The sequence below is a fragment of the Nocardioides sp. CER19 genome (assembly GCF_029846275.1).
In the GTDB taxonomy this organism is placed as follows: domain Bacteria; phylum Actinomycetota; class Actinomycetes; order Propionibacteriales; family Nocardioidaceae; genus Nocardioides.
Window position 1 is genome coordinate 976,006 of record NZ_JARVWS010000002.1, and the last position, 25,018, is coordinate 1,001,023.

Here is a 25,018-nt window from a genome sequence, read left to right on the forward strand (position 1 = left end):
GTCAGCGGTCCTCGGCCTGCACGCGTGGGAAGCGGTCCGTGACCCGCTCGGCGACAGCGATCGCCTCGAGCCGGTCCGGGTCGGCGTGAGCGACCAGGACGACCGAGCCGCCCGTCGTGAGTGGCTCGGTGAGGGAGGAGAGCCCCGGTGGGGAAGCCGGGTTCACCTCCGAGAGGAGGCGGTCGCCGCCGGTGGAACCGGCGGCGGCCGCCTCCCACAGCTGCTCGTGGGAGCGGATGGCGTCACCGAACGCGACCGCCGGGTCCTCGCCCGAGGGCGGGTCCCACGGCACGAACGAGTCGGGCTGCGACCAGATCTCGACGCCGACGTCGTGGACGCCGGCCGGCAGCGGCTCGGCGAACCGCACTCCCAGCGGCAGCAGGGAGCAGGCCAGGACGATCCCGGTGCCTCGCCCCGAGCCCGTCGAGGGGTACGACGACCACCGGGCCAGTCCGTCCGGCCCGGTCACCACGGCGTCGGGCCGGCCACCGTCCGCGGCCTCGTCGGTGACGACCAGGCCGGTGCTCCAGGCGGCGCCGAGGGAGACGACCGTCAGCCAGTGCGCCGGCAGGTCGACCCGGAGCCGGTCGCCGCGCTCGAGACCGAGCTCGTCGACGAGGAGCGAGCCCGCCTTCGCCACCCAGTTGGCGTAGGTGGCGACCGACAGCTCGGTCCGCTCGCCGGTCGCCTCGTCGTAGAACGTGACCAGCGGGCGGCCGGCGTCGTGGCGGAGGAGACGGGTCAGGACGTCGGAGAACACGGTCACGCCCCGACCTTACGGGCGACGGGCGTGGCCGGATCGCCTACCCTGTGCGCGTGATCGGCAAGCTCAACATCGACAACTTCTGGGCTGTCATCCCGGCAGGTGGGTCCGGCACCAGGCTGTGGCCCCTGTCGCGGTCGACGGCCCCGAAGTTCCTGCGCGACCTGACCGGAAGCGGCCGCTCGCTGCTCCAGGAGACGCACGACCGGCTCGTCCCGCTCGTCTCCGACCGCTTCCTCGTCGTGACCGGCGCCGCCCACGAGGACGCCGTCCTGGAGCAGCTGCCCGACCTCGCCGGCGGCACGACAGCCGGAGGAGTCCTCGCCGAGCCGACGCCGCGCGACTCGATGGCCGCCATCGGCCTGGCCGCCGCCGTGCTCGAGCTGCGGGACCCGGACGCCGTGATGGGCTCGTTCGCGGCCGACCACGTCATCACCCGGGCGAAGAAGTTCACCGAGGCCGTGCACACGGCCGCGGAGGTCGCCCGCGACGGCTGGCTGGTCACCATCGGCATCCAGCCGACGTTCGCCTCGTCGGCCTACGGCTACATCCACGAGGCCGGACCGCTGGAGGGGCACTCGAAGGCGGGTCTGGTCGACAGCTTCGTCGAGAAGCCCTCCGCCGAGGTCGCGCACGGCTACCTCGCGAACGGCGGCTACCGGTGGAACGCCGGCATGTTCGTCGTACGCCCGACGGTCCTGCTGGACCTGCTGGCGGCTGAGGACCCCGAGTTCGCGCAGGGCCTGCGGGCGATCGCCGCCAAGCCGGAGACGATCGGCGCGGTGTGGCCGACCCTGCCGAAGATCGCTGTCGACACCGCCGTCGCCGAGCCCGCCGCAGCGGCGGGCAGGGTCGCCGTCGTGCCCGCGGACTTCGGGTGGGACGACGTCGGCGACTTCGACTCGCTCGCCGCGCTCCTCGACGCCGCCCTCACCGTCGACAACGAGGGGCCCACGGTGCTGGGGGACCACCACCTCGTCAAGGCGATCGAGAGCAGCGGTCTCGTGGTGCCCAACAGCGGCAGGGTGATCGCCGTGGTCGGTCTGGAGGACGTCGTCGTCGTGGACACGCCCGACGCGGTGCTGGTCACGACCCGCGAGCGGGCCCAGCAGGTGAAGCAGCTCGTCGCCGGCCTCCAGAAGGACGGCGACGCCGACCTCACCTGATCGACACGGAGAAGCGCCCCGGTCCGATCGGACCGGGGCGCTTCTGCGTGACAGGGGTGGCCGGGGCTGACCTCACATGGCGGTCGGCTCGGGCGAGTCCGTGTAGGGGTACTTCGTCATGAAGTCCTTGATCGCGGCGCCGGAGACGCTGCCGCAGTACTGGAACGCGCCGACCTGCTTGGAGGTGTCGGTCTGGCCGGTGCCGCCGGCCGACCAGTGCGAGATGGCGATGTGCTTGCCCGAGGGGAACTTCTTGCCGTTCTCGTCGGTCGGCAGCCACGGGACGATCTTGAACTTGTAGCGCCAGTTGGACGTGCCCGGGAACTTCGCGGCGATGGCGCGCAGCTGCGACATCTCCTCGCTGTCCTTGCTGGCGGTCTCGTCGTACCAGACGATCGTGTAGCCGTGCTCGAGGTTGTGCACGAGCGCCTCGAGCTCGGGACGCTCGGTCCACGCGTAGAACTTCTTCTCCATCGCCACGGGGGCGACGCCGGCCTCGTTCCAGTGCGCACCGAACGCCGGGGGCGCGGTGGTGTAGTCCACCGGCGTCCCGGTCGGCACGTGCTGCTGGTTGCCGTCGGCCTTCTGCGTGGTGATCTTGTCGCACGTCGACGCCGAGGCGCCGATGTCGGCGAGCTGGACGTCGTTGAACTGCCGCTCGTCCCACCAGTCCTTGACCGGTCGGAAGGCCGCGGCGCCGACGATGAGCACGGCGACGACGGCGCACACGCCGACGATCGCGTAGCCGCGCCGGCGCTCGGCGCCCTTCTGCTTCTTGCGGATGTCGTCGATGACCGCCCGACGGTTGTTCTGGGCGGCGGTCTTCTTGGCCACGGTCTTCGGCGTTCCTCGTGCAGGGGTCAGGTGGTTCAGGACGGGCAGAGTCTACGGAGTCGGTGGGCAGAGTCGTGCAAGACCGCCGGACTCGGTCGTCAGCGTCCAGCCGAACGCGAACGCCAGCGCTCGCAGTGCGGCCGTGTCGCCGGTCACGACGAGCGCGTCGCCGTCGGTCGTGGCCGCCGCGCCGGTGACCGTCGTGACGGCCTCGGCCATCTCGTCGACGGTCGCGGGCGCGCCGAACGGCGCACGGTCCTCGGGCCGCCCGGCCAGCGCGCGTACGACGGCCTCGCGGGCGCCGTACCCGAACAGGTCGGCCCCCTCGGGCCGCACGAGCGTCCCCGCGCCGGTGCCGTCGTCGCCGGCCGGCAGCACGAGGTCGGCGCGACCTCTGACGACCGCGAACGGCCGGCTGCCGAGCTTGCCCTGCGCCAGCTCGGCGGCGGACGCGATCTCGTCGGCCACGGCCGGCGCGGTGACCAGCAGCGGGTTGCCGTGGGCGTCGAACCGGCCCGCGAAGGACTGCAGCACGGTGATCCCGGCGGCACCGATCGCGAGGTCGGTCTGCCCGTCCCGCCAAGCCCGGCCGGCGGTGTCGGTCACCACGACCCCGACGTTGGCGCCGGTGCGCTCGAGGACGGTGGCCCGGATCCGGCGCGCCGACGCGTCAGGATCCTCGGGCAGCAGCAGCACCGTCCCGGCGGCGACGTTGGAGCCGTCGATCCCTGCTGCCGCCATGGTGAGGCCGAGCAGGTTGCGGACGATCGTCGTCGGCCCGCGCCGGGCCACGACGCGGCGGGTCTGACCCGGGAGCTCCACGTCGCGCGTCGAGACCCGCGCCCGGCCCTCGGCCTTGCTCACGACCTTGCTGGTGACGGCGACGACGTCGCCGTCGTGGAGCAGACGACCGGTGCCGGCGAGCGCGGCCAGGAAGACGGCGGCGACGTCGTCGCCCTCGCGGATCTCACCGACCCCGTCGGGCGCCCAGACGGTGATCATCGGACGAGCTCGATCGCGGCGGCAGCCATCGACGCGGTCGCCTCCACATCGCTCATCCACAGCGGGACCGCGGCGGCGGACAGCCCGGCCTCGGCGAGCCGCGGGACGGCGTCAGCGTCGGCGGCGTCGACCAGCCAGCCGTCGAGGACGCCGCCCTTCGAGCGGGCCCCGTAGTGCAGCCCGACACCCGCCGCGCTCACCTCGACGCCGATCGAGCCGAGCATCTGCTCCGCCATGCCGCGGACGTGGTGGCCGCCGATGATCGGGGAGAGGCCGACGACGCGGGCCGGCGTCGACGCGAGGGCGTCGCGGACGCCGGGGACCCCGAGGATCGTGCCGACGGAGACGACGGGGTTCGACGGGGGCAGGACCACCAGGTCGGCGCCGGTGATGGCGTCGATGACGCCGGGGGCCGGGCTCGACTCGTCGAGGCCGACGAAGACGAGCAGCTCGGCGGGGACGGCGGCCCGGAGACGGACCCAGTACTCCTGGAAGTGGACCACCCGCCGCCCGCTCGGCGCCTCGGCGTCGGCGATCGCGACGTGGGTCTCGACGCGGTCGTCGGTCATCGGGAGGAGGCGGAGTCCCGCCCCGTAGGTCGGCGAGAGCCAGCGCCGGCAGAGCGCCTCGGTCACCGCCGACAGCGGGTAGCCGGCGTCGAGCATCTGGGTCCGCACCAGGTGGGTCGCGACGTCGCGGTCGCCGAGGTTGAACCACGTCGGCTCGACGGCGTACTCCCGGAGCTCCTCCATCACGCTCCAGGTCTCGTTGGCGTGGCCCCACCCGCGCTCGGTGTCGATCCCGCCGCCGAGGGTGTACATCACCGTGTCGAGGTCGGGGCAGACCTTGAGGCCGTGGACCCAGAGGTCGTCGGCCGTGTTGGCGACGACGGTGACCTCGGCGTCGGGGGAGACCCCGGGCAGCGTTCCGGCGGCGATCCCGTGCAGCAGGCCCTGGAGGAAGCGGGCGCCGCCCACGCCGCCGGACAGGACGGTGATGTTGCGCATGGCGTCATCGTTCCGCATGGGTCCTACCAGGAGTGCAACAGGCCTGCGACCTTGGTCCCTCTAGCAGATGCCCGGCTTGACTTGCGGCAGCGACAGGCATGTAATTCCAACAGTGTTGTTTTTCCTTGATCCGGTGTGTCGGGCACCGATGAACGGGACACCAAAGGATCACGGCATGAAGTTCCAACACAGGGTCGAAAGGGCGATGACGTGAGAGAGCTATTTCTCCTCGAGCCGGACGCCGAAGAGGGGGGCTGGCAGGAGCGGGCACTGTGCGCGCAGACCGACCCGGAAGCGTTCTTCCCCGAGAAGGGCGGGTCTACGCGTGAGGCGAAGAAGGTGTGCCAGACCTGTGAGGTACGCAACGACTGCCTCGAGGCCGCACTGATGAACGACGAGCGCTTCGGCATCTGGGGCGGTCTCTCCGAACGGGAGCGCCGCAAGCTGAAGAAGCGCGCAGTCTGACGCCGCCCAGCACCCAGCTGGAGCGGACAGAGGGAACAGCAGAAGACCCCGGGCCTCGAACCCGGGGTTTCTGCTTTTTTCCGGCCCCTGGGATGGCCGGTTAGGGTTGCCGATCGTGTCTCACCCATCGGTCGCCCTGCTCGTCGTCAGCCATGACGGCTCCCGCTGGCTACCGACGGTGATCGACGGCATCCGCGCGCAGACCGTGGCCCCCGATCGGGTGGTCGCCATCGACACCGGCAGCAAGGACGAGAGCCCGCAGCTGCTGCGCGAGGCGTTCGGCGAGGTCCACGTCGTCAAGAGCTCCACCACGTTCCCCGAGGCCGTCGACCGTGGCCTCGAGGAGCTGCGCGGCGACCCGTCGGAGTGGCTCTGGATCCTCCACGACGACTCGACGCCCGACCCCACGGCGCTCGAGTGGCTGCTGACGGCCGTCGAGACCGACCCGGAGCTCGACATCGTCGGGCCGAAGCTGCGCGAGTGGCCGTCGCTGCGGCGGCTGCTCGAGCTCGGCGTGACGATCTCCGGCACGGGTCGCCGTGAGACGGGCCTGGAGCGCGGCGAGTACGACCAGGGTCAGCACGACGACGTACGCACGGTGCTCGCGGTCAACACGGCCGGCATGCTCATCCGCCGCGAGGCGCTGGAGAGGCTCGGTGGCTTCGACCCGCAGCTCCCGATCTTCGGCAACGACATCGACCTCGGCTGGCGCGCGGCGCGCGCCGGCATGCGCACGATGGTCGTCCCGGACGCGGTCGTCTTCCACGTCGAGGCCGCACACCGGGGTGCGCGCACCACGCCGCTGACCGGCCGGCACACCCACTTCCAGGAGCGGCGCGCCGCCCTCTACACGCTGCTCGTCAACACCCGGACCCAGACGCTGCCGTTCCAGCTGGTGCGGCTCTTCTTCGGGACGCTGCTGCGGATGGTCGGCTTCCTGCTGGTCCGCTCCGCGGGCGAGGCGCTCGACGAGCTCGCCGCCCTCCTCAACGTCTACGCCCGGCCCGGCCAGGTGCACGCCGCCCGCCGCGCCCGGCGCGCGCTCGACAGCGCCGACCCGCGCGAGGTCAAGCGGCTGCTCGCCCCGCCGTGGCTGCCCTACCGGCACGGCCTCGACTTCGTCGGCGACGTCGTCGGCGCCGTCACCAACCAGGCCTCCGACGTCGCCGAGCGCCGGCGTGCGGCCGCGGCCGAGCGCGACCCCGCGTCGTTCGCGGCGCGTCGCCAGGCCGAGATCGACGCCGGGGACGCGTACGACGGCGAGGCGATCCTGCGCGACACCGGCATCGTCGCCCGGTTCCTCACCAACCCGGTCGCCGTCCTGCTCGCCGTGGTCGTCATCGCCCTGGTGGTCGCCACGCGCACGGCGTTCGGCACGGTGACTGGTGGCGGACTCTCGCCCGCCCCCGACGGAGTCGCCCACTGGTGGCGGCTCCTCGCGGAGTCGTGGCACCCGATCGGGCAGGGGAGCGAGGTGCCGGCGCCGCCGTACGTCCTCCCGCTCGCGCTGATCGCGACCCTGCTCGGCGGCAACACGTCCCTCGCCGTCACCGTCGTCCTCGTGGCGGCGCCACCGATCGCGCTCTGGGGCGCGTGGCGGCTGCTCCGCGTGGTCGGCCGCCTGCTCTCGATCAAGGGCGCCCCGCGGTGGCTCGTGCTCTGGGGTGCGACCTCCTACGCGCTGGTCCCGCTCGTCTGCGGCGGCTGGAGCGACGGCCGGCTCGGGCCCGTCGTGGCCGCGGCCGCGCTTCCGTGGGCCGCGCACGCCGCGCTGGGCTTCGCCGACCCGGAGGCCGACCGACGCTGGCGCGCCGGCTGGCGCACCGGCCTGCTGCTGGCCCTCATCGCCGCGTTCACCCCGGTCGCGTGGCTGGTCTGCCTCGTCCTCGCCGTGGTCGTGCTCGTCGTGGCCCGCCTCCTCCTGCGGGGCGGCTCGGTGTTCGCCGACCGCTCGGTCTGGGGCCCGCCGGCGATCGCGCTGGGTGTCCCGGTCGTGCTGCTGGCCGCCTGGTGGCTGCCGGCGCTCCTGCACGGCGCCGGCGGTGGCCTCCTGCTCGACGCGGGCATCCCGCCCGCGCCGGCGTCGTCCGGCTGGGAGCTCACCCTCGGCCGGCTGCCGGACCTCGGTGCGCCGTGGTGGCTCGGCCTGGTCCTCCCCGTGCTCGCCGTCGTGGCGGTGGTGCCGGCACGTACGCGCGTCCCGGTGCTGGTCTGCTGGGTCGTCGGCGTCATCGCCGCGGTCGTCGCGCTGGTGCTCTCGTTCGTGACCGTGCATCTCGGCGCTGAGACCTCGCCCGCCGGGACCACGTTCCTGCTGGTCCTGATCCAGGGCGCGGCGGTCGTCGCCGTCGTCGTCGGATCGCAGGGCGCCCTGGCCAGCGTCTCGGGCCCCGTGCGGCTGGCCGCCGGAGCCCTCGCGGTACTCGCGCTCGTCGCACCGATCGGTGGTCTGGTCTGGGCGGTGATCGGCGGCCACGGCGAGCTCACCGACGAGCAGGACCGGGTCGTCCCCGCCTACATGCTCCAGGAGGCTTCTCAGGGCTCCGAGCACGGCATCCTCGTGCTCCACGGAGGCGTCGCCACGGGCGTCCGCTACAGCGTCGTCCGTGGTGACGGCATCACGCTGGGCGAGGACGAGATCCTCGCGCTGACCCCCGAGGACAAGGCGTTCAGCGCCCTGGTCAGGGACTTCGTGTCACGACCCGACGCGGACACCGTCAAGGGCCTGTCCGCCGCCGGCATCCAGTACGTCGTCCAGCCGGCGCCCGGCGACCCCGCCGTCTCGGCCGCGATCGACGCCGCCAGCGGCGTCTCCCAGGCCAGCGCCCAGCGCCGCAGCACACGCGCCTGGCAGATCGACGCACCGCCGTCGGCGGACGCGCTGCAGGGCACGACGTCCTGGCTCCGCGTGGGCCTCGTCGTCGTCCAGCTCGTCGGCCTGGTCGCGGTCGTGGTCCAGTGCGCACCCACGGTCGAGCGGAGGCGGAAGCGATGAGCACCCCGATGAGCAGCCCTGACCGCCGTACGTCGCGGGGGACCGCACGCCGCCGGCTCGACGTCACCACCACGTTGGCGATCGCGCTACCGCTCGTCGTCGCGCTGCTGCTGGCCGTCGTCCGCCCCGACCCGCCCGGGCTGAAGCGGACCGCCCCGACCACCAGCGAGCTGACGGCCGGGTCGGTCGTCTGCCCCAGCGCGCTCGATGGCAAGTCGGGCAACGAGTCGACCCTGAGCGTCGCGAGCGCCTCCGGCGCGTCCGGCACCCTCACCCTTACTTCGGAGGCCGGCGCCTCGACGGCCGCCGTCACCCCAGGGCGGGTCGCCGACGTCCCCGGCCAGGACGCGCCGGTCGTGGTCTCGGGCCAGGGGTCGCTCGCGCCCGGGCTCGTCGCCGGCCTGTTCTCCTCCCAGCCGCTCACGGCGCTGGACTGCGCGCCGGTCGCCGCGAGCCAGTGGTTCACCGGTGTCGGTGCCGGGCCCACACACGCGTCGGTGCTCGAGCTGAGCAACCCGAACTCCGGACCCGCCGTCGCCGACGTCGACGTGCTCAGCGACGAGGGTCCGATCGACGTCCCCGCGCTGCGCGGCGTCGCCGTCGAGGGCAACGCCCACGTCCGGATCGACCTGGGCACCGTCGTCCCGCGCACCGGCGACCTCGCCCTGCACGTGAGCGTCGAGCGCGGCCAGCTCGGTGTCGCCGTCCGCGACCGGGGCGAGAAGCTCACCGGCGGTACGACGACCGAGGACTGGCTCCCCGCACAGCCCCGCCCGGGCCGTCGGAACCTGCTCCTCGGCCTGCAGCCGGGCGCCTCTGGCCAGCACACGCTGACCATCGCCAACGACTCCGACAATCAGGCGACCGCCCATCTGCGGCTGGTCACCAACGGCTCCGTCTTCGCGCCCGCCGGCGCCAAGCCGATCAAGATCGCGCCGCACAGCGTCGCCCGGACCTACCTCGACGACCTGCTCACGGGTGACAACGCCAAGGACGCGATCGGCGTCGAGGTCGCCTCGGACCAGCGGGTGACCGCATCCGTGCGCTCGGTCGTCGACGGCGACCTGTCCGTCCTGACGGTCGGCCGCCGGGTCTTCAACCCCACGACCGTCCTCGTCCCGGGCGGCACCAAGACGCTGATGCTGGCCGGCGCCGACGCGGTCGGCGTCGCGACCGTCGTGGCCCGGTCCGCCGACGGCAAGGCGCTGCTCACCAAGCGCGTCGCCCTCTCACCCGACCAGGGCGCGTCCCTCGACCTCCCCGACCGCACCGTCGCCGTCGAGGTCGAGCCGCAGCGCACCGCCGTGCGCGGCGCCGTCCTCGTGAAGGACGGCGGCTCGGCCGTCGTACGGCTGCGGGAGCTGGTGCGGGCCGGCGCCGTCCCCGCGGTGGCGCCGGGGACGCGCTGAACCCGTCGGCCCCACCCGGCCGACGCGTGGAGCCCGCCGTCAGTCGCGCTCGTACCGCGGGTCGATCACCGACGGCTCGACGTTGAGCAGCTCGGCGATCTGCTCCACGACGACCGTGAGGATCAGCGCCTCGAGGTCGGAGCGGGACTCGCAGCGGTGCTCGATGGGGCGCCGGAAGAGGACGAGCCGCGTCGGCTTCGTGCCCGAGCCGCGCACCAGCGAGGACAGCGGCACGGTGTCGACCGACCAGTCGTCGGGCAGCTGGGGAGTGTCCTCGACGGCGTACTCGACCAGACCGAGGCGGTCGGCCCAGGCGGCGTCGACCTCGCTGATGATGCCGAGGGCGAGGTCGTCGAACCGCTCCCGCGAGGTGCGCAGCTCCGGGACGCCCGGCACTCGGGGCACGACGCCCGGCCCGCGCATCCCGCGTCCCCGCCGGTCCCTTCCACGGCTCGGTCGCGTACGGCTCCGGCCGACGTCGATCGTCACATCCGCCAGCACATCAGCGAGCCTAGTCCGCGCCACGGCTCCCGGGAGGTACCGTCACCCCGTGAGTCCCGTCCGTCGCTGTTCACGTACGGCCTGCGGTCGCCCCGCGGTCATGACGCTGACCTACGTGTACGCCGACCAGACGGCGGTCCTCGGCCCGCTGGCGACCTACGCGGAGCCGCACGCCTACGACCTCTGCCTCGAGCACAGCGAGCGGCTCTCGGCGCCGCGCGGCTGGGAGGTGCTGCGCCTGGCGACCGGGCCGATCGACCCCGGCCCGTCCAACGACGACCTGCTGGCGCTCGCCGACGCCGTCCGCGAGGCCGGTCGCCCGGTGGCTCCGACCCCCCGGTCGGTCGCCGAGGAGGGTGCTCACGAGACCCGTCGCAAGGGTCACCTCCGCGTCCTCACCAACGACTGACGACCGCTCCCTTATAGGGTCTGCTCCATGGCCGCGTCCCTCGACCCCGCGAACGTCGGCGCCGTCTTCAAGGCCTACGACGTCCGAGGCACGGTGCCCGACCAGGTCGACGACGACCTGGCGCGGGCGACGGGACGCGCGTTCGTGCGGGTGCTCGGCGCGGACAAGATCGTGATCGGCCATGACATGCGATCCAGCTCGCCGGCCCTGGCGCGTGCCTACGCGGAGGGCGCCAACGAGGCGGGCGCCGACGTGGTCATGATCGGGCTCTGCTCGACCGACCAGCTCTACTTCGCGTCCGGCCACCTCGGCCTGCCGGGCGTCATGTTCACCGCCAGCCACAACCCCGCGCGCTACAACGGCATCAAGCAGTGCCGCGCGTTCGCCGCCCCGGTCGGCATGGAGACCGGGCTCGCCGAGATCCGCGACCTGGTGCTCGACGGCGCGCCGCTCGAGCGGGAGGGGAGCGGCACGATCGGGGAGCAGGACACCCTCGACGCGTACGTCGACCACCTGCTCGGGCTCGCACCGGTGTCCGGCCGACGGCTGAAGGTGGTCGTGGACGCCGGCAACGGCATGGCCGGCCACACCGCGCCCGCCGTCTTCGCGAAGCTGCCGGGCGTCGACCTGGTCCCGATGTACTTCGACCTCGACGGCACCTTCCCGAACCACGAGGCCAACCCGATCGAGCCGGAGAACCTCGTCGACCTGCAGGCGAAGGTCCGCGAGACCGGCGCCGACGTCGGCCTGGCGTTCGACGGTGACGCCGACCGATGCTTCCTCGTCGACGAAGGTGGCGAGCTGGTGTCGCCGTCGACGCTGACGGCGCTGATCGCGGCCCGCGAGCTGGCCAAGGCGCCGGGCAGCGCGGTGATCCACAACCTCATCACCAGCCGGGCGGTGCCGGAGGTCGTGCGTGAGCACGGCGGCACGCCGGTGCGCACCCGCGTCGGCCACTCCTTCATCAAGGCCACGATGGCCGAGACCGACGCCGTCTTCGGCGGCGAGCACTCCGGGCACTTCTACTTCCGTGACTTCTGGCGCGCCGACTCCGGCATGCTCGCCGCGCTGCACGCGCTCGCCGCGCTGGCCGAGGCCGACGTGCCGCTGAGCCAGCTGCTGGCGCCGTACGCGCGCTACCCGCTCTCGGGCGAGATCAACTCCACCGTTGCCGACCAGCAGGCCGTGCTCGGCGAGATCGAGCGGACCTACGGCGACCGGACCGGGGTGAGCCTCGACCGGCTCGACGGGCTCACGGTCAGCACCCTCGACTGGAGCTTCAACGTCCGCGCCTCCAACACCGAGCCGCTGCTGCGGCTCAACGTCGAGGGGCGGGACACGCCGACCATGGAGCACGTCCGTGACGAAGTGCTCGCGATCATCCGGAAGGACACCTGAGATGGCCACCACACTCGGCCTCGATGAGAAGCTGCTCGAGATCATCGTCTGCCCGCAGTGCCACGGCGCCCTGTCGCCCGTGGAGACCGCTGACGGGGGCGAGCTCGTCTGCCAGGGCAGCTGCGGCTACGCCTACCCGGTCCGCGACGGGATCCCGGTCCTGCTGGTGGACGAGGCCCGGAAGCCGGCCTGAGGCGCCCGGTCCGATGGCCACCTGGTTCGACGAGGGGCGGCTGGACGACGAGCAGGCGCTCGCGGCCGCCGACCTCCGACTACGCGGGCTCGCCGAGTCCGGAGCCCGCGTACGACGCGAGGCCGCCGAGTCCGCGAGCGCGCTCGACCTCGCGGTCGAGCGCGCTGCGTCCGCCGGACGACCGCGTGCGGTGGTGGCCGCCGGACCGGACTCGCGGCTGGTCCGCGCCGTGCTCGAGCCGTCCTGCCCGGTGCCCTTCGTGGCCTGGCCGTCGCCCAACCTGCCGGGCTGGGTCGGTAGCCTCGACCTCGTCGTCGTGCTCGCGCCCGACGGCGGTGATCCCGCCACCGCGAGCGCCGTCGCCGAGGCGGTCCGACGAGGCTGCCAGGTGGTCGTCGCCTGCCCCGAGCGCTCGCTCGTCGCCGAGCACGCGCCGGGCCGCGACGCCACGGTCCTGCCGGTGGCCACCCGCGACCAGCTCGCGGTCGCCGTCCTCGTGCTGTCCTACCTCGACCGCGTGGGTCTCGGCCCCAGCGCCGACCCGGAGGAGGTCGCCGGCGCGCTCGACCGGGTCGCGATCGCCTGCTCGCCGCACCGCGACATGTCGGTGAACCCCGGCAAGGTGCTGGCGCTCACGCTCGCCGACTCGCTACCGCTGGTGTGGGGTGGCTCGGTGCTCGCCGCGCGCGCCGCGCGCCGGGTCGCCGAGTCGATCCGGCGCGCCAGCGGCCGCGGCGCCCTCGCCGGCGACGCCGAGCACCTGCTCCCGGTCATCGAGGCGGCCCGCCCGCACACCGTCTTCGACGACCCGTTCGACGGGGAGCGCCGGGCCACGCGTCCCACGCTCATCGTCCTCGACGACGGCGCCGACGACCCGGTCCGGCACGAGCAGCGCGCCTCCCTCACCCAGGCCGCGGACGAGCGCGGCGTACGGGTGGAGGTCGTCGCCGCGGAGGCCGCGAGCGAGGTCGCGCGGTACGCCGAGCTGCTGCTCTCCGGCACCTACGGGGCGGCCTACCTGAGGATCGGTCTGGTCGACGACTGAGGGTCACCTCACAGCCCACCTGAGTGTCGCTCTCAGGCGCGGTGGGTACGAAAGCGCGGTGAGTTCTGCGCGCGATCCCCGCTTGGACAACGCCAAGATGACCCTGGTGACGCTCGTCGTCGTCGGGCACTCCTGGACGATGCTGTCCGCGAACGCCGGCAACAACCACCTCTACGACTTCCTCTACACGTGGCACATGCCGGCCTTCGTCTTCATCACCGGCTACCTGTCCCGCGGGTTCGAGTGGAGCGGTCAGCGGATCTGGTCGCTGGTGCGGTCCGTCGCGATCCCGTACGTCATCGTCGAGGCCGCACTGGCCGTCTTCCGCCTCTGGGCCGGTGGCGAGCACCTCCAGAACCTCTGGATCGACCCGCACTGGCCGCTCTGGTACCTCCCGGCCCTCTTCCTCTGGCGGATGGCGACCCCGCTGCTGCGCTCGCCGTGGGTCGCGTTCCCGGTTGCCGTCGCCGCCAGCCTGCTCGGCGGTCTCTTCACGGGAGCCACCCTCGACCTCGCCCGCGTCCTCGGTTTCCTGCCCTTCTTCGTGCTCGGCCTGCACGCGACGCCCGCCCGCCTCGCGCGGCTCCGGGGCGTGCCCGTGCAGCTGGCCGCCGTCGCCGCCATGGTCGGCATCTGGTTCCTCAGCGGGCACCTGCGCAGCTGGGCCGGCACGGGGGACTGGCTCTACTACAACGACACCTACACCTCCATGGGCGCCAGCCCGACCGAGGGCTACCTCACCCGGATGCTGGTGCTCGTCGCGGGCGCAGTGGGGGCCCTGGCCGTGCTCGCGCTGATGACCAAGCGCACCGGCTGGTTCACGCGGATGGGCTCGATGACGCTCGTCGTCTACCTCTGCCACGGCTTCTTCATCAAGGGTCTGACCTACGCCGGCTACAAGGACTGGGCCAACGACAACGGGCTGCTCGCCCTGCTGCTCACCACGGCGATCTCCGTCGGCATCGCACTCTTCCTCGCCTGGCGGCCGGTCGCGACGACGCTGCTGCACGTGATCGACCCGCTCAACCACGCCGAGAAGCAGCTGACCTACGCCACGGAGCTCGCGGTCGTCGCACATCGCCACGCTCCCGAGACGGATCGGGAGCCGATGCACCAGGCCACCGATCGCGAGGCGGTCGCCTCCGCCCACTAGCCTCTCGGCATGAGCGCGGGGCTTTTCGGTCTGCTGGACGACGTCGCGGCGATCGCGAAGCTGGCCGCCGCGTCCGTCGACGACGTGGGCGCGGCCGCAGGCAAGGCCACCGCCAAGGCGGCGGGCGTGGTCGTCGACGACACCGCCGTCACGCCTCAGTACGTTCAAGGCATCACCGCCGAGCGCGAGCTCCCGATCATCAAGAAGATCGCGGTCGGTTCGCTGCGCAACAAGCTGCTGATCATCCTCCCGGTCGCCCTGGTGCTGAGCCAGTGGATGGACTGGTTGATCGCGCCGATCCTCATGGTCGGCGGCGCCTACCTCGCGTTCGAGGGCGCCGAGAAGATCTGGGAGCGGATCCGGCACACCCCGCACGCCGGTGGGGAGGCCGGGGGTGGCCTGCCCGGCCCCAGCGCGGAGGGGCGCGACGAGAAGCTCCTGGTGAGCAGCGCCGTGCGCACCGACCTCATCCTCTCCACCGAGATCATGGTGATCGCCCTCAAGGAGGTCGCCGACGAGTCGTTCTGGGCGCGCCTGGCGATCCTCGTCGTCGTCGCCATCGCGATCACGATCGGCGTCTACGGCGTCGTGGGGCTCATCGTGAAGATGGACGACGTCGGCCTCAGCCTCGCCCAGCGCCGTTCCCGGCTCAGCCAGTCGGTCGGGCGCGGGCTCGTGGCGGCCATGCCGCGGCTGCTCGCGACCATCTCCGTGGTCGGCGTCATCGCGATGCTGTGGGTCGGCGGCCACATCCTCCTGAGCAACGCGGCCGAGGTCGGCTGGCACTGGCCCTACGACACCGTGCACCACGCGGAGGAGGACATCCACCACGACGTGGCCGGCGTCGGCGGCCTGCTCGGCTGGCTGTTCAACACCTTCGTGTCGTTCGTCGTCGGACTCGTCGTCGGCGGCGTGCTGGTCGCGGTCATGCACGTGCTGCCGCTCCGGCGGGGCGGGCACGCGGGCGGGCCCGCAGACCGACACCCACCCGGGCCCGCAGGCGGGCCTGCAGGCGAGCACGCAGGCGGGCGCTGACCTCCGCGCAGATTCAGCCGGGCGCCGTACGCGCTTGTAGTCTGCTGAGCAACGTCATGCGCGGGAGATCCCGAAGGAGCGCAGATGCGCCGCAGGACGCCGACTCCAGCACAAGGAAGCTCTCTCATGGACTACAAGGTTGCTGACCTGAGCCTGGCCGAGTTCGGCCGCAAGGAGCTCACCCTCGCCGAGCACGAGATGCCGGGCCTCATGGCGCTCCGCGCTCGCTTCGGTGACTCGAAGCCGCTCGCCGGCGCCCGGATCGCGGGCTCGCTGCACATGACCATCCAGACCGGCGTGCTCATCGAGACGCTGCGCGCGCTCGGCGCCGACGTGCGCTGGGCCTCCTGCAACATCTTCTCGACGCAGGACCACGCGGCCGCCGCCATCGTCGTCGGCCCCGAGGGCACCGTCGACAACCCGTCCGGCACCCCCGTCTTCGCCTGGAAGGGCGAGACCCTCGCCGAGTACTGGGACCTCGCCGAGAAGGTCTTCGACTTCACCGACGAGGCCGGCAACAAGGTCGGCCCCAACATGCTGCTCGACGACGGCGGCGACATCACGCTCCTCGTCCACAAGGGCGTCGAGTTCGAGAAGGCCGGCGCGGTGCCGGGCCAGGACTCCACCGACAACGAGGAGTTCAAGGAGGTCCTCCGGGTCCTCGCGCGCTCCTTCGACAACGACCCGCAGCGCTGGACCACGATCGCCAACGCGATCAAGGGCGTCTCCGAGGAGACCACCACGGGCGTGTTGCGCCTCTACGACCGCTTCAAGGAGGGCTCGCTCCTCTTCCCGGCGATCAACGTCAACGACTCGGTCACGAAGTCGAAGTTCGACAACAAGTACGGCTGCCGCCACTCGCTCATCGACGGCATCAACCGCGCCACCGACGTCATGATCGGCGGCAAGGTCGCGGTCGTCTGCGGCTACGGCGACGTCGGCAAGGGCTCCGCCGAGTCGCTGCGCGGCCAGGGTGCTCGGGTCATCGTCACGGAGATCGACCCCATCTGCGCGCTGCAGGCAGCGATGGACGGCTACGAGGTCAAGCGCCTCGAGTCGGTCGTCGAGTTCGCCGACATCTTCGTGACGACCACCGGCAACTTCGACATCATCCGGGTCGAGCACTTCGAGAAGATGAAGAACCAGGCCATCGTCGGCAACATCGGCCACTTCGACAACGAGATCGACATGGCCGGCCTGGCCAAGATCCCGGGCATCGTGAAGGACGAGATCAAGCCGCAGGTCCACCAGTGGATCTTCCCCGACGGCAAGAAGATCATCGTGCTGTCCGAGGGTCGCCTGCTCAACCTCGGCAACGCGACCGGCCACCCGTCGTTCGTCATGTCGAACTCGTTCACCAACCAGGTCCTGGCGCAGATCGAGCTCTTCACCAAGACCGACGAGTACCCCGTCGGCGTCTACGTGCTGCCCAAGCACCTGGACGAGGAGGTCGCCCGGCTCCACCTCGACGCGATCGGCGTCGAGCTGACCGAGCTCTCGCAGGCGCAGGCCGACTACCTCGGTGTCCCGGTCGGGGGCCCCTACAAGGCGGACCACTACCGCTACTGACACCCACACCTCTCTCTCGGACGTCATACGGGTCGGCGGCGTCGCCGACCGGCCCGTATGACGTCCGCGGCATTTGCGAGCGCTAAGGCAGAATCGATCCCATGAGCAACCCGGTCGACCCCGGTACGAAGGGGCGCATCCTCGTCGTCGACGACGACGCGTCCCTGGCCGAGATGCTCTCGATCGTGCTGCGCCAGGAGGGCTTCGACTCGCGCCTGTGCGGCCGTGGCGACGAGGCGCTCGACGCCTTCCACGACTATCGGCCCGACCTCGTCCTGCTGGACCTGATGCTGCCCGGCCTCGACGGCATCGAGGTGTGCAAGCAGATCCGGGCCGAGTCCGGGGTGCCGATCGTCATGCTCACCGCCAAGGGCGACACCGTCGACGTGGTCGTCGGTCTCGAGTCGGGCGCCGACGACTACGTCGTCAAGCCGTTCAAGCCCAAGGAGCTCGTCGCCCGCATCCGCGCGCGGGTGCGGCGCTTCGACGCCGGCAACGAGTCGCTCACCATCGGCGACCTCGTCATCGACGTCGCCGGCCACACCGTGACCCGCGACGGCGGGCCGATCAGCCTGACCCCGCTCGAGTTCGACCTGCTGGTCTGCCTGGCGCGCAAGCCGAACCAGGTCTTCTCCCGCGAGATCCTGCTCGAGCAGGTCTGGGGCTACCGGCACGCCGCCGACACCCGGCTGGTCAACGTCCACGTCCAGCGGCTGCGGTCCAAGGTCGAGCACGACCCGGAGAACCCCGAGATCGTGGTCACCGTGCGCGGCGTGGGCTACAAGGCCGGCCGCCAGTAAGGCGTCGTGGTCAGCAGTGCTCAGACGCGTCCTGACGGTGTGGCGCAGGTCGATCCAGGCCCGCGTCGTGGTGAGCACCGTGCTGCTCTCCGCCCTCGCCGTCTCCGCTGTGGGGTGGCTGCTCCTGCAGCAGGTGCGTGACGGCCTGCTCGAGCACCGGGTCGACGCCGTGCTCGCCGAGACCGCGACCGAGATCTCCGACGCCAACGACCGGCTCTCGGCCGCCTCGTCGGTCGACGTGGACGCCTCCGGGCAGCAGCGCGACCTGGTCGAGCCGATCATCCAGCGCGGCGCGACCCGTGGCTTCGACGTCGTCATGGCGGGCCCGATCGACCGCGACGGCGAGCCGCGCGGGCGGATCGCGGACGGCGGAGCCGAGTACTCGCCGGGGCTCGACACGGCCAGCGTGCCTGTGCGTCTCGAGGACCACTTCGCTCACCACGACGGCACCGCCTGGACCTTCACGACGATCCGCACGACCACCGGCGACACCACGACCGAGGTGCCCGGCGTGGTGGTCGGCACCCAGGTCGAGCTGCCGGCCGACGGGCTGACCTACGTGCTCTACTTCCTCTACCCGCTCAACGACGAGCAGGAGACCCTCGGCCTCGTCACGCGCGCGCTCGCCGCCGCCGGCGTGCTGCTGCTCCTGCTGGTCGCGGGCGTCACCTGGCTCGTCGTACGCCAGATCGTCACGCCGATCCGGCTCGCCCGCCAGGTGGCCGAGCGGCTCGCCGCCGGGCAGCTCCAGGAGCGCCTGCGCGTCTACGGTGAGGACGACCTGGCGCGGCTGGCCATCTCGTTCAACCAGATGGCCAGCAACCTGCAGCGCCAGATCCGGCAGCTCGAGGAGCTCAGCCGCGTCCAGCGCCGCTTCACCTCCGACGTCTCCCACGAGCTGCGCACGCCGCTCACGACCGTCCGGATGGCCGGCGACGTGCTCCACGACGCCCGCAACAGCTTCGACCCCGCGACCGCCCGGGCCGCCGAGCTGCTGCAGACCGAGCTCGACAGGTTCGAGCGGCTGCTCGTCGACCTGCTCGAGATCAGCCGGTTCGACGCCGGTGCCGCGGTGCTGGAGACCGACGACGTCAACCTCGTCGACGTCGTGCACCGGGTGGTCGAGGCGGCGCGGCCGCTCGCGACCAAGCGCGGTGTCGACGTCGCCGTACGCGCACCGGACCGGCCGTGCCTGGCCGAGGCTGACGTACGCCGGGTGGAGCGGATCCTGCGCAACCTCGTGACGAACGCGATCGACCACGCTGCCCCGGCGTCGACGCCCGGGTCGGCCGGGGTCGTCGTCACCGTCGACGCCGACGAGCAGGCGGCCGCGGTGGCCGTCCGCGACTACGGCGTCGGCCTCGCGCCGGGGGAGTCGGCGATGGTCTTCAACAGGTTCTGGCGGGCCGACCCGGCCCGCGACCGCTCCAGCGGCGGCACCGGCCTCGGCCTGGCCATCTCGCTGGAGGACACCCACCTGCACGGGGGCTGGCTCCAGGCCTGGGGGCGTCCCGGCGGAGGCGCACAGTTCCGGCTCACCCTGCCGCGCCACGTCGGCGCGCCGCTGCACCACAGCCCGCTGCCGCTCGTGCCGGCCGACGCCGGGGAGCGCGCCTCATGACCCGTCGCCGTCTCGTCATCGTCCTGCTGGCCGCCGTGCTGCCGGTCCTCGCCGCGTGCGGGGTCGGCATGCCCACCAGCGGGGACGTCGTCCAGGTCGGGCCCGGCCCCCAGACGACCCGGGTCCCGGGCATCTCGATCGACCCGCGGCCCCCGCAGCCGGGCGCGTCGCCCACCGAGATCGTGCAGGGCTTCCTCGACGCCATGCTCGCGACCCCGACGCAGACGCGCTCCGCACAGCAGTTCCTCACCAAGGCCGCCCGGACATCGTGGGACCCGGCCCGGGGCACGATCGTCTACGGCGAGAAGGGCGTCCCGCACGGCGGGGTCGACGACGTGAGGGTCGACCTCGGCAACGCCTACCGTCTCGACGCCCGCGGGGCCTGGGTGGGCACCGTGCCCGACGGCGAGCGGCGGCTGCCGTTCACGGTCGCGCGCGAGAACGGCCAGTGGCGCATCGCGTCGGCGCCGGACGCGCTCATCGTGCCGATCTCCTGGTTCGAGGCGCGCTTCACCCAGCTCTCCCTCTACTTCTTCGACCCGACCGGCCAGGTGCTCGTGCCCGAGCCGGTGTTCGTGCCGCGCGGCAACCAGCTCGCCACCACCCTCGTGCGGGACCTGGTCGCCGGGCCGCCGCGCGAGCTCGCCGGCGTCCTCCGCAACTTCCTGCCGCCCGGCGTCGGCGAGGGCCTCTCCGTCCCCGTCGACGCGCACGGGACGGCCGAGGTGGCCCTCACCGCGGGACCCGACCAGCCCGCCCAGAGCCCGCAGGCGCTCACCCTGCTCACCGCGCAGCTCGGCTGGACGCTCCGGCAGGACCCGACGGTCCAGTCGATCCGGCTGTCGATCGGTGGCCGTGCCGTGCCGCTGTCCGGCGGCCGTTCGGAGTTCAGCGTCACCGAGGGGCCCGAGTACGACCCGGCGGGCTACCAGACCAGCGCCCAGATGTTCGGCCTGGACGCCGACGGCCGGCTCGTCTCGGGCCAGCCACCGTCCCTCGCGCCTGTGCCCGGACCCTTCGGAACGCGGCCCGCGGGCCTGCGCGCCGTCGCCGTGGACCTGGACGGCGAGCGGGTCGCCGGCGTCACCACGAACGGCACCACCGTGCGGCTCGCCAGCGTTCGCGGATCTGGCGAGCCGACCCAGGTCGCGACCGGTACCGACCTGCTCCGGCCGGCGTGGGACGTCGCCGGCCGCCTCTGGCTGCTCGACCACTCGAGGGCCGGCGCGCGGGTCTCGTACGTCGACCCCGACGGCCGCCAGCACGCGGTCCGGGTGCCCGGTGTCAGCGGCGCCGACATCGTCCGCTTCCTGGTGTCGCGGGACGGCACCCGGCTGATCGCCGTGCGACGCGGGTCGGGCGGCGACAGCCTCGTCGTCAGCCGGCTGCGCAGCGACGACGACGGCCGGATCACGTCCGCCTCGGCGGCGATCGAGATCTCGCCGGCCGAGACCGCCCCGATGCGGATCAAGGACATCGGCTGGTACTCGCCGACCACGGTGCTGCTCCTGCACCGGCTCTCCGGGGTCACCCAGCTGCGCCAGGTCGTGGTCGACGGGTCGAGCGCCGCGTTCCCGGCCCAGCCGATCGTCGTGGCCGACACCGTCGACGCGCTGCTCAGCTCTCCGGTCACCGCACAGAGCGCCTACGGCGTCTTCGGCACGCAGCTGCGCGGGCTCACCGGCGACACCCGTGACTCCGTCCTGGACGGGCCGGTCACGTCGCTCGGCTTCGTCGGCTGACCGCTTTCTCCACAGCCCGTCGTCCCCGGCTTGCCGGCGCCGGGCAGGGAGGGTTGGGTCGGCTCGGTGCCGACCACCCTGCGTGACGCCTGGGCCGACCTGGTCCTCGGGGCCACCTGCGTCGGCTGCGCACGGCCGGGGCGACTGCTCTGCCCGTGGTGCGAGACGGCGCTGCCGCGGTCGGCGCGCCCCGCGTGGCCCTCACCCGTTCCCGAGGGGCTCGTCCCGCCCTACGCCACCGGTCCCTACGACGGCACCCTGAGGCAGCTGGTCCTCGGCCTCAAGGAGCACCGCCTGCTCGCGCTGCGCGGACCGCTCGGACGCCTGCTCGCCACCGCCGCCCAGGCCGCGCTCTCGGACGTCCGCGGGCCGGTGGCGCTCGTCCCGGTCCCGTCGCGTCCGAGCAGCGTCCGGCAGCGCGCGCTCGACTCGACGTACGACGTCACGGTGGCCGCGGCCCGTCACCTGCGCGCGGCCGGACGCGACGTGACGGCCGTCCGACTGCTGCGGACGCGGGTCGGGCTGCGCGACCAGGCGGGCCTCACCGCCAACGACCGCGCGGTCAACCTGGCCGGCTCGATGACCTGCCCGACCGGTGGCCTCGTCCGGATGGCGAGACGGCTGCCGAGGGTCCGGATCGTCGTCTGCGATGACGTCATCACGACCGGCGCGACGGCCCGGGAAGCCCAGCGCGCCCTGCAGTCAGTGGGTCTCGAGGTGGTGGGTGTGGCTGCCGTCGCGGCCACTCGGCGACGGGTCGATCGGGTGCCGATGCGCATTTGAAGGAAGGGATCAGGCCCCACCCTTGGCCGCTCTGGGGGAGGGGTCTAACGTCTGTGTATGGAGTCCGCCCGGGTCCGTGGTTGCGTCGTCCAGACGCCCGGACACCGGGCGCCTGCACGACTAGCCGATGCCAGTCGCAGGCAAAACGGCCCACGTAACCCGAGCGATCGGGGATCACGGTGCGGCTTAGACATAAGCCCTGCCCCAGGCCTGCCGTCAGATACGGGAGGCCACCGGGAGAAGGTGGAGTGGCAGCAAGCCGCGAGCCCTCAGCAGGCGATTGTGGGGACGAAGACCAGGTCGGCCGGGCGGACTCCTCTCCGGCTCCCCAGCCGGATCGCTCCCTCCGAATCCCCCTCTATGCACGGGAGGTAACCCATGGAAGTCGTCGTCACCGGACGAAACTGTGAGATCTCCGAAAGGTTCCGCGCCCACGCCAACGAGAAGCTGGTCAGGCTCGAGAAGCACGACCATCGGATCATGCGTGTGCACGTGGAAGTGGACTGCGAGCCCAACCCGCGGCAGCACAAGGGCGCCATCCACGTGGAGCTGACCGGGTTCTCGAAGGGACCGGTGGTACGAGCCGAGGCGTGCGCGGAGGACAAGATGGGTGCGCTCGACCTCGCCCTCGACAAGATGGCGTCGCAGATGCGCAAGGCCGCCGACCGCCGCCGCGTCCACCGGGGCCGCCGAACACCCGTGTCGGTCGGGCAGGCGCTGGCCGACGTACCGCTGGACGAGCCGGTGCTGACGACCGAGACGGACGAGCGCGCCATCGAGCGTCAGGTCGGACCCATCGAGGTGACCGGCGACGGACCGCTCGTGGTCCGCGAGAAGGTCCACGCGGCGACGCCGATGACGCTGGACCAGGCGCTCTACGAGATGGAGCTGGTCGGCCACGACTTCTTCCTCTTCGTGGACAAGGAGACGAAGCGTCCGTCGGTCGTCTACCGCCGCCGCGGCTACGACTACGGCGTGATCGGCCTGGATCTCGGCGACGAGTAGAAGACCCGGGACACCGGACCAGGGCCGGGATGGTCAGAAGTGACCATCCCGGCCCTTTGCTTTGTCACCCGGTCGGGCAGCCATGCCCGGCCTGGGCGTGCCATGATCTACCCGTGACCGCTGCCAAGAGTCCCGCCGAGAGTGAGCCCATCCGTGTGCTCGTCGTCGACGATCAGGAGCTGTTCCGCCGCGGCCTGACCATGCTGCTCACGGCGGAGCCGGGCATCGAGGTCGCCGGCGAGGCCGGCGACGGCGACGAGGGCACCGCCCTCGCCTCGGCGGTCGCGCCGGACGTCGTGCTCCTCGACATCCGGATGCCCAAGCGCACCGGCATCGAGGCCTGCGCCTCGATCAAGCAGGCGGTGCCGTCGGCCAAGATCATCATGCTCACCGTCTCCGACGAGGAGGCCGACCTCTACGAGGCCGTCAAGTCGGGTGCGTCGGGCTACCTGCTCAAGGACTCCTCCATCGAGGAGGTCGCCCAGGCCGTCCGCGTCGTGGCCGACGGCCAGTCGCTGATCAGCCCCTCGATGGCGGTCAAGCTGATCGACGAGTTCAAGCAGATGTCGCGGCCCGAGCGCGACCACGTGCCCGGCCTCCGGCTCACCGAGCGCGAGCTCGAGGTGCTGCGGTTCGTCGCGAAGGGTCTCAACAACCGCGAGATCGCCAAGCACCTGTTCATCTCCGAGAACACGGTGAAGAACCACGTGCGCAACATCCTCGAGAAGCTCCAGCTCCACTCGCGCATGGAGGCGGTCATGTATGCCGTCCGCGAGAAGCTGCTCGACCTGCCGTAGGGCAGGTTGACGCGTCTCGAGACCCCGTCGGTCTGGAAGGCGGACTGTCGGAGCCGTCTCCTACAGTGACCGCCGTGCAGTCCTTGTCCCTGGCGCAAGCCCGCCGGATCGCGCTGGCCGCGCAGGGTTTCGCTGACCCGCCGCACGAGCGGCCGACGATGCGCACGTTCCAGCGCACCCTCGAGCGCACCGGCGTCCTGCAGGTCGACAGCGTCAACGTGCTGCAGCGGGCGCACTACATGCCGCTCTACTCCCGCATGGGTCCCTACGACGTCGACCTGCTGCGCAGGGCCAGCGAGACCCGGCCGCGCCGGATGGTGGAGTACTGGGCCCACGTCCAGGCCTTCATGCCGGTCGAGCTGTGGCCGGTCATGCGCCACCGGATGGAGCACCACCGCGAGAGGCGCGGCAAGTGGTCGATCGTCGAGGCCGAGCCGGGGCTCGAGGAGAACCTCCTGGCGGAGATCCGCGAGCGCGGTGCGTCGACGGCACGCGAGCTCGACGCGGGTCTGCCGCGCACGAAGGAGCACTGGGGCTGGAACTGGTCCAACGCCCGGCGCGTCCTCGACTGGCTCTACACGACCGGCGATCTCGCCATCGCCGGGCGCAACGGCCAGTTCGAGATCCGCTACGACCTGCCCGAGCGGGTCATCCCGGCCGCGGTGCTGGCGCTGCCCACGCCGACGCCGGAGGAGGCCCACCTGGAGCTGGTCCGTCGCGCAGCCCGCAGCCACGGCGTCGCGACGATCCAGGACCTGCGCGACTACTACCGGATGTCGGTGGTCGACACGGCACGGGCCGTCGCGACCCTCGTCGAGTCGGGAGAGCTCGAGCAGGTGACGGTCGACGGATGGCGCCGGCCCGCGTACCTCCACACGCAGGCACGGCTGCCGCGCCGGATCCGCGCCCGAGCCCTGCTCAGCCCGTTCGACCCGGTCGTGTGGGAGCGGGCGCGCACCGAGGCGCTCTTCGACTTCTTCTACCGCATCGAGATCTACGTCCCCGCCGACAAGCGGGTGCACGGCTACTACGTGCTGCCGTTCCTGCTGGGAGACCGGATCGTGGCGCGCGTCGACCTCAAGGCGGAGCGGCGGTCCGGGCGTCTGGTCGTCAAGGCGGCGTACGCCGAGCCGGTCGCCCCGTCCGAGACGGCGGCCGAGCTCGCCGCCGAGCTGCGTCGCCTCGCCGGCTGGCTCGGCCTCGACGACGTCACCGTCGAGCCGCGCGGTGACCTGGCCCCCGCCCTGTCCGCTCTGGTGGACTAGCCGGTGGACTGGCGGGTGGATTGGCGGGTGGACTGGCCGGTGCACGAGATGGTCACCCCTG

General features: G+C 72.3%; 23 protein-coding genes. 18 read left to right on the forward strand and 5 right to left on the reverse strand.

From position 1 onward, the window contains the following. Window position 1: 1 nt before the first annotated feature. Window positions 2–766, reverse strand: coding sequence for a TIGR03089 family protein (locus tag QDS12_RS13220; protein ID WP_279879524.1), 765 nt, complete (start codon window positions 764–766; stop codon window positions 2–4). A 50-nt stretch (window positions 767–816) separates the two neighbouring features. Here QDS12_RS13220 and QDS12_RS13225 point away from each other — a divergent pair, with 50 nt between their 5' ends. Beyond that, on the forward strand, window positions 817–1,929 hold the full coding sequence (locus tag QDS12_RS13225; RefSeq protein ID WP_279879525.1) for a mannose-1-phosphate guanylyltransferase: 1,113 nt from the start codon (window positions 817–819) through the stop codon (window positions 1,927–1,929). Between the two features lie 72 nt (window positions 1,930–2,001). On the opposite strand, the gene QDS12_RS13230 is transcribed toward QDS12_RS13225, so the two are convergent. Genes QDS12_RS13230 through cofD form a run of 3 tightly spaced genes read right to left on the reverse strand, consistent with a single transcriptional unit; the run spans window position 2,002 to window position 4,772 of the window. Continuing rightward, window positions 2,002–2,763, reverse strand: coding sequence for a DUF3105 domain-containing protein (locus QDS12_RS13230; protein WP_279879526.1), 762 nt, complete (start codon window positions 2,761–2,763; stop codon window positions 2,002–2,004). Window positions 2,764–2,814: 51 nt separating this feature from the next. After that, the gene (cofE, locus tag QDS12_RS13235) at window positions 2,815–3,765 is read right to left on the reverse strand and encodes a coenzyme F420-0:L-glutamate ligase (protein WP_279879527.1); all 951 of its coding nucleotides are present in this window, start codon (window positions 3,763–3,765) and stop codon (window positions 2,815–2,817) included. Further along, window positions 3,762–4,772 (reverse strand): 2-phospho-L-lactate transferase, encoded by a 1,011-nt coding sequence (gene cofD, locus QDS12_RS13240; protein ID WP_279879529.1) that lies wholly within the window; start codon window positions 4,770–4,772, stop codon window positions 3,762–3,764. The genes cofE and cofD overlap by 4 nt, the downstream gene beginning before the upstream one ends. 210 nt (window positions 4,773–4,982) lie before the next feature. Here cofD and QDS12_RS13245 point away from each other — a divergent pair, with 210 nt between their 5' ends. The 3 genes from QDS12_RS13245 (at window position 4,983) to QDS12_RS13255 (ending at window position 9,641) form a co-directional block, all read left to right on the forward strand. After that, window positions 4,983–5,237: a WhiB family transcriptional regulator gene (locus tag QDS12_RS13245; protein ID WP_279879530.1), complete on the forward strand. Its 255-nt coding sequence runs from the start codon at window positions 4,983–4,985 to the stop codon at window positions 5,235–5,237. A 115-nt stretch (window positions 5,238–5,352) separates the two neighbouring features. Continuing rightward, window positions 5,353–8,232 carry a glycosyltransferase family 2 protein gene (locus QDS12_RS13250; protein ID WP_279879531.1) on the forward strand — a complete coding sequence of 960 codons (2,880 nt, stop codon included), beginning with the start codon at window positions 5,353–5,355 and terminating at the stop codon, window positions 8,230–8,232. 8 nt (window positions 8,233–8,240) lie between these two features. Continuing rightward, complete coding sequence (locus QDS12_RS13255) at window positions 8,241–9,641, forward strand: DUF5719 family protein (protein ID WP_279879532.1); 1,401 nt, start codon at window positions 8,241–8,243, stop codon at window positions 9,639–9,641. A 39-nt stretch (window positions 9,642–9,680) separates the two neighbouring features. On the opposite strand, the gene QDS12_RS13260 is transcribed toward QDS12_RS13255, so the two are convergent. Beyond that, window positions 9,681–10,046 (reverse strand): metallopeptidase family protein, encoded by a 366-nt coding sequence (locus QDS12_RS13260; RefSeq protein WP_279879533.1) that lies wholly within the window; start codon window positions 10,044–10,046, stop codon window positions 9,681–9,683. Between the two features lie 145 nt (window positions 10,047–10,191). Between QDS12_RS13260 and QDS12_RS13265 the strand changes: the two genes are divergently transcribed. The 14 genes from QDS12_RS13265 (at window position 10,192) to QDS12_RS13330 (ending at window position 24,957) form a co-directional block, all read left to right on the forward strand. Then, window positions 10,192–10,551, forward strand: coding sequence for a DUF3499 domain-containing protein (locus tag QDS12_RS13265; protein WP_279879534.1), 360 nt, complete (start codon window positions 10,192–10,194; stop codon window positions 10,549–10,551). A 27-nt stretch (window positions 10,552–10,578) separates the two neighbouring features. Beyond that, window positions 10,579–11,949 (forward strand): phosphomannomutase/phosphoglucomutase, encoded by a 1,371-nt coding sequence (locus QDS12_RS13270; RefSeq protein WP_279879536.1) that lies wholly within the window; start codon window positions 10,579–10,581, stop codon window positions 11,947–11,949. A gap of 1 nt (window position 11,950) precedes the next feature. Next, a complete protein-coding gene (locus QDS12_RS13275; protein ID WP_279879537.1) occupies window positions 11,951–12,142 on the forward strand; it encodes a Trm112 family protein in 192 nt (63 codons plus the stop codon). 13 nt (window positions 12,143–12,155) lie between these two features. Continuing rightward, window positions 12,156–13,187: an SIS domain-containing protein gene (locus QDS12_RS13280; RefSeq protein ID WP_279879538.1), complete on the forward strand. Its 1,032-nt coding sequence runs from the start codon at window positions 12,156–12,158 to the stop codon at window positions 13,185–13,187. A gap of 58 nt (window positions 13,188–13,245) precedes the next feature. Continuing rightward, the gene (locus QDS12_RS13285) at window positions 13,246–14,340 is read left to right on the forward strand and encodes an acyltransferase family protein (RefSeq protein ID WP_279879539.1); all 1,095 of its coding nucleotides are present in this window, start codon (window positions 13,246–13,248) and stop codon (window positions 14,338–14,340) included. 9 nt (window positions 14,341–14,349) lie between these two features. Further along, window positions 14,350–15,375 carry a DUF808 domain-containing protein gene (locus QDS12_RS13290; protein WP_279879540.1) on the forward strand — a complete coding sequence of 342 codons (1,026 nt, stop codon included), beginning with the start codon at window positions 14,350–14,352 and terminating at the stop codon, window positions 15,373–15,375. Between the two features lie 126 nt (window positions 15,376–15,501). Next, window positions 15,502–16,944 (forward strand): adenosylhomocysteinase, encoded by a 1,443-nt coding sequence (ahcY, locus tag QDS12_RS13295; RefSeq protein WP_279879541.1) that lies wholly within the window; start codon window positions 15,502–15,504, stop codon window positions 16,942–16,944. A 101-nt stretch (window positions 16,945–17,045) separates the two neighbouring features. Continuing rightward, window positions 17,046–17,744, forward strand: coding sequence for an MtrAB system response regulator MtrA (gene mtrA, locus QDS12_RS13300; protein WP_279879543.1), 699 nt, complete (start codon window positions 17,046–17,048; stop codon window positions 17,742–17,744). Between the two features lie 16 nt (window positions 17,745–17,760). Beyond that, complete coding sequence (gene mtrB / locus QDS12_RS13305) at window positions 17,761–19,365, forward strand: MtrAB system histidine kinase MtrB (RefSeq protein ID WP_279879545.1); 1,605 nt, start codon at window positions 17,761–17,763, stop codon at window positions 19,363–19,365. Then, window positions 19,362–21,107: an LpqB family beta-propeller domain-containing protein gene (locus tag QDS12_RS13310; protein ID WP_279879547.1), complete on the forward strand. Its 1,746-nt coding sequence runs from the start codon at window positions 19,362–19,364 to the stop codon at window positions 21,105–21,107. Before mtrB ends, QDS12_RS13310 begins: the two co-directional genes overlap by 4 nt. A gap of 66 nt (window positions 21,108–21,173) precedes the next feature. Further along, window positions 21,174–21,890 carry a phosphoribosyltransferase family protein gene (locus QDS12_RS13315; RefSeq protein ID WP_279879548.1) on the forward strand — a complete coding sequence of 239 codons (717 nt, stop codon included), beginning with the start codon at window positions 21,174–21,176 and terminating at the stop codon, window positions 21,888–21,890. A gap of 378 nt (window positions 21,891–22,268) precedes the next feature. Beyond that, window positions 22,269–22,895 carry a ribosome-associated translation inhibitor RaiA gene (gene raiA / locus QDS12_RS13320; RefSeq protein WP_279879549.1) on the forward strand — a complete coding sequence of 209 codons (627 nt, stop codon included), beginning with the start codon at window positions 22,269–22,271 and terminating at the stop codon, window positions 22,893–22,895. Between the two features lie 113 nt (window positions 22,896–23,008). Next, a complete protein-coding gene (locus QDS12_RS13325) occupies window positions 23,009–23,692 on the forward strand; it encodes a response regulator transcription factor (protein WP_279879550.1) in 684 nt (227 codons plus the stop codon). 74 nt (window positions 23,693–23,766) lie between these two features. After that, window positions 23,767–24,957: a crosslink repair DNA glycosylase YcaQ family protein gene (locus QDS12_RS13330; protein WP_279879551.1), complete on the forward strand. Its 1,191-nt coding sequence runs from the start codon at window positions 23,767–23,769 to the stop codon at window positions 24,955–24,957. Window positions 24,958–25,018: the final 61 nt, after the last annotated feature.